This is a genomic window from Salegentibacter sp., from assembly GCF_041642575.1.
Classification (GTDB): domain Bacteria; phylum Bacteroidota; class Bacteroidia; order Flavobacteriales; family Flavobacteriaceae; genus Salegentibacter.
Genome location: NZ_JBEPWD010000125.1, coordinates 1 through 4,766 on the forward strand (window position 1 = coordinate 1; position 4,766 = coordinate 4,766).

Consider the following 4,766-nt stretch of genomic DNA (forward strand, 5'->3'; position numbering starts at 1 on the left):
CTCCTTCATCAATTAATTCTTTGGCTCTTTTTAATACTCTGATGAGCAATTGCTCGGCAACCAAACTGGTTTTATGAAGGTAAACCTGCCAGTACATGAGTCGGCGGGCTACCAGGAATTTTTCAACCGAATAGATCCCTTTTTCTTCAACTACCAACTCGCCATCTACCACATTCAGCATAGTGATAAGACGTTCACTATTTATATTCCCTTCAGCAGCGCCGGTGTAGAAGCTATCCCTTTTCAGATAATCTAGCCTATCCATATCAAGCTGACTTGACACAAGCTGATTTAAAAACTTCCGCTTATAATCACCTTTAAAGATCTGGATAGCCAGCGTTAAACTTTGGTTAAATTCCCGGTTGATTTCCTCCATAAAAAGCAATGATATACTTTCGTGATCAATGCCCTCTACAATACTGTGCTCCATAGCATGAGAGAACGGGCCGTGGCCTATATCATGCAGAAGAATAGCAATTTGCAAGGCCTCTTCTTCGGCTTCGGAAATTTCAATCCCCTTATACCGGAGAATCCTAACCGCTTTTTGCATAAGATGAACACAACCAAGGGCATGGTGAAACCTGGTGTGATGGGCACCGGGATATACCAGATATGATAAGCCCATTTGAGAAATACGACGTAATCTTTGAAAGTAAGGATGCTCAATAAGGTTAAAGATCTGCTGACTCGGGATGGTAATAAATCCGTAAATTGGGTCGTTTAATATTTTAAGTTTGTGTTGAAATGCCAAGCCTTATTTTCTTTAATTTAAAACAAATATACATATATGAATAATATCAAAATATTGTGGGTGGATGATGAGATCGATATGCTGAAACCACATATCCTTTTCCTTGAGAATAAAAATTACGAAGTCACTACCAGCAAAAGTGGAACTGAAGCTTTAGAACAAATTGAAAAAGAGAATTTTGATATTGTTTTTCTTGATGAAAATATGCCTGGACTTACCGGCCTGGAAACTTTAGCTGAAATAAAGGAAAGAAGAGAAAGCATCCCTATAGTTATGATCACAAAAAGCGAGGAAGAATATATTATGGAGGAAGCCATAGGTTCCAAAATTGCCGATTACCTCATAAAACCTGTGAATCCTAACCAAATTCTGCTTAGTATAAAAAAGAACCTGGATCACTCGAGGCTTATTTCAGAAAAAACTACCTCTAATTACCAACAGGAGTTCAGAAAGATCGCGATGGATATGGCCCAGGTTAATTCCTTTGAAGAATGGGCAGAATTATATCAGCGCCTAATCTACTGGGAGCTTCAGTTGGAGACCATTGAAGACAGCGGCATGTTTGAGATTTTAGAATCCCAAAAACAGGAAGCCAACACGCAGTTCTGTAAATTTATAGATAAGAATTATCCAGGCTGGTTTGAGAAAAACGCTGATGCGCCAATCATGTCTCATACTATTTTCAAGGAAAAAGTAGTTCCTGAAATTTCTAAAGACCAACCTACCCTTTTAGTGGTTGTAGACAATTTAAGATATGACCAGTGGAAGGCATTTGAACCAGTGGTGAGCACCTACTATAAAAAGACCGAGGAATCACCTTTTTTCAGCATTCTTCCTACCGCTACTCAATATGCCCGTAACGCTATGTTTTCAGGGTTGATGCCTAGTGAAATGGAAAAGCTGTTTCCGCAGTATTGGAAAAATGATGTAGACGAAGGCGGAAAAAATAATCACGAGGGTGAATTTCTGAAAGAGCAACTGAAACGTCTCGGATTAAATATCAAACATGAATATCACAAAATAACAAGTTTAAAAGCCGGGAAAAAACTGGTGGAGAATTTCAAAACCCAAAAGGACAATGACCTTACTGTGGTTGTTTACAATTTTGTGGATATGCTCTCCCATTCTAAAACCGAAATGGAAGTTATCAAGGAGTTGGCTTCAAATGATAAATCATATCGCTCTCTTACCCATAGTTGGTTTAAGAACTCCCCATTGCTGGAAATAATTCAGCAAGCTCAGAATTTAGGATTTAAACTTATTCTCACCACCGACCATGGAACAATAAACGTAAAGCACCCTTCAAAGGTGATAGGAGACAAAAATACCAGTCTTAATTTAAGATATAAAACAGGGAAAAGCCTTACTTACGAGGAGAAGGATGTACTAGCGGCAGAAAATCCAAAGAACATACACTTACCAACTATTAATATGAGTAGCTCTTTTATTTTTGCTAAAGGAGATCTGTTCTTTGCATATCCCAATAATTTCAATCATTATGTGAGTTATTACCGAAACACTTACCAGCATGGAGGGGTTTCGCTGGAAGAGATGATAATCCCATTTGTGATAATGACTCCAAAACAATAATACAATGTCTTGTATTTCAGCTATATAAATTAATTAATAAGTTTTTACTTACCTTTGCAATAATAAAGTTCATGGTTTTATGCCCCTAAGTTATAAGTTAGAAGAAATTGACCAGGCGGTTAATTATATTTTGAAGAATGCTAAAAGCAAAACACTTTTATTCTACGGGGAAATGGGCGCCGGCAAAACCACGCTCATTCGTTCTTTGGTAAAAGCACTCGGAAGTAAAGATCAGGCAGCAAGTCCAACTTTTTCACTGGTAAATGAATACAGCAGTCCGCAAGGACCTATTTACCATTTTGATTTTTACCGGATAGAAGATGAAACCGAAGCATTGGATATGGGAATTGAGGATTATTTTGAAAGTCCCGGCTGGAAATTAATAGAATGGCCACAAAAAATTGAAAAACTATTGGAACCTGAGTGGCAAAAAATTGAGGTTTCCGTAAAAGATAATAAGCGGAGAGTGTTAAATTTAAGTTAATGGTTTCTTAAAGCCTGTAATTTTACAACAAAAAGTAAGTGTAAGATTAATATTACATTTAAAAGCTTTAAGAAAAGATGATTGACTAAAAATTTTATTTAAACCGAGGAAACAGCGCTTTTCAGCTTACTGATCAAAATAATTTTTCAAAAAATAATCCACTAATTTTTCTTCCAAAAAGCCCGCAAAAGTACAATTAATGTATTAATATTTAGTGTTTTATAATGTTATAGGTTTGTTTCAGAAATCAAAACGAAATAACAACTAATAAACCTATACTTATGAAACTTAAAGCATTATTATTCGGAGCAGCAATTTTTGGAGCAAGTTTTTTTGTAACTTCCACTTCTGAAAACGAGAACTCAGGTAATGAAATTCAAAAACAAGCTGTCGACAGATCATCGATCAAAGTTCCTGCTAACGGGTAGTTTAATTGCTATTGCAATAGCATTTTCACCTTATTTATTTTATATATATGAAATTTTCCCAAAGGGCAACGTTTGGGAAAATTCTTTTTTTACATATGAAAGTCTTTACTATGAAAATGTTCTGACAGCTGCCTGGACTTATCTTGGTAAATTAACTCCACTTTTTCTGCTCTTAATTTGGTTCTTCACTTGTAAGCATTGGTGGTATCATGTTATACTGGTACCTATTGGAATGTATACATATCAAATTATGAGTACATTTTACCAAGATGTATATAATGTTCAGGATCCAATGGATACTAATCAGCTAATTTATCTAGCCCCTTTTTTCATTATAATTCTATCTATTGTTTATCTCATAAGAATAAAAATCTTTGATAGAATCTACGGAATAGATTTAAGCGAACTTGAAGAAACCGATGTTTCAGTAATGTCTCCTATTTCTGAACGTGATCGCAAGGATCTACATGAATTTCGCCAGGACTTTTCACAGGAAAATCTTCAGGAGGATTATTACCAGAAACTTTAAATTTAGCTATTCTCTAAAATAGTTGTATTTTAATTCCTTAAAGTTTCACAAGTCTTAATATGGGAAAACAGGTCTCGCCTTTTACCAAAGAACAACTCATTCCACAGGAAGAAACCCTGGAAATTTTCAAGAACAAGGGAAAGCTGTTTATCGGCATGCCCAAAGAAACATCCTATCAGGAAAAGCGCATTTGCCTAAGTCCTGATGCAGTGGCAGCCATAACAGCCCACGGCCACAGGGTGATGATTGAATCCGGAGCGGGACGATGGGCCCGATTTAGTGACAAAGATTATTCAGATGCCGGTGCAGAGATCACCAAAGATACCAGGAAGGTCTTCTCCTGCCCTACCATTCTAAAAGTTGAGCCTCCATCCATGGAAGAGCTGGAATTTATAAATCCTCAAACTATCCTTATTTCGGCGCTTCAGCTAAAAACTCAATGTAAACAATACTTTCAGAAGCTGGCAGAAAAGCGCATTACGGCTCTCGCCTTTGAATTTATTCGGGATGATGACGGTACTTACCCTATTGTAAGAGCAATGAGTGAAATAGCGGGAACAGCTTCTGTGCTTATCGCTTCAGAAATAATGAGTAATCACGTAAAAGGAAATGGGTTGATGTTTGGAAACATCAGCGGTGTGCCTCCGATTGAGGTGGTTATTCTGGGCGCCGGAACAGTGGGTGAGTTCGCTACGCGTTCCTCTCTTGGACTTGGTGCCAGTGTAAAAGTTTTTGACAGCTCGCTTACGAGGCTAAGAGGTATTCAATCCAATCTTGGAAATACGTTTTATACTTCCACTATTCAACCGAAAAATCTTAGCAAGGCAATAAAACGTTGTGATGTTTTGATAGGAGCCGTAAGAGGAAAAAACCGCTCACCGGTCCTTATCACCGATACTATGGTGCAAACAATGAAACGCGGTGCTGTAATTATTGACGTTAGTATAGATATGGGTGGCTGTGTAGAAACCAGCGAGGTTACTT

General features: G+C 37.3%; 6 protein-coding genes. 5 read left to right on the forward strand and 1 reads right to left on the reverse strand.

All coding sequences use genetic code 11. From position 1 onward, the window contains the following. The coding region (locus ACESK1_RS12070) for an HD domain-containing protein (RefSeq protein ID WP_372920433.1) at nt 1-751 on the reverse strand (751 nt) is incomplete at its 3' end. A 36-nt stretch (nt 752-787) separates the two neighbouring features. On the opposite strand from ACESK1_RS12070, the gene ACESK1_RS12075 reads away from it, so the two are divergent. From ACESK1_RS12075 to ACESK1_RS12095, 5 genes are all read left to right on the forward strand, one after another. Next, nucleotides 788-2,341 (forward strand): response regulator, encoded by a 1,554-nt coding sequence (locus tag ACESK1_RS12075; protein ID WP_372920434.1) that lies wholly within the window; start codon nt 788-790, stop codon nt 2,339-2,341. A 79-nt stretch (nt 2,342-2,420) separates the two neighbouring features. Continuing rightward, complete coding sequence (gene tsaE, locus ACESK1_RS12080; protein WP_372920435.1) at nt 2,421-2,825, forward strand: tRNA (adenosine(37)-N6)-threonylcarbamoyltransferase complex ATPase subunit type 1 TsaE; 405 nt, start codon at nt 2,421-2,423, stop codon at nt 2,823-2,825. 281 nt (nt 2,826-3,106) lie between these two features. Beyond that, on the forward strand, nt 3,107-3,253 hold the full coding sequence (locus ACESK1_RS12085) for a hypothetical protein (protein WP_372920436.1): 147 nt from the start codon (nt 3,107-3,109) through the stop codon (nt 3,251-3,253). A 250-nt stretch (nt 3,254-3,503) separates the two neighbouring features. Beyond that, a complete protein-coding gene (locus ACESK1_RS12090; protein WP_372920437.1) occupies nt 3,504-3,782 on the forward strand; it encodes a hypothetical protein in 279 nt (92 codons plus the stop codon). A 59-nt stretch (nt 3,783-3,841) separates the two neighbouring features. Continuing rightward, a partial coding sequence (locus tag ACESK1_RS12095; protein ID WP_372920438.1) for an alanine dehydrogenase occupies nt 3,842-4,766 on the forward strand: 925 nt, incomplete at its 3' end.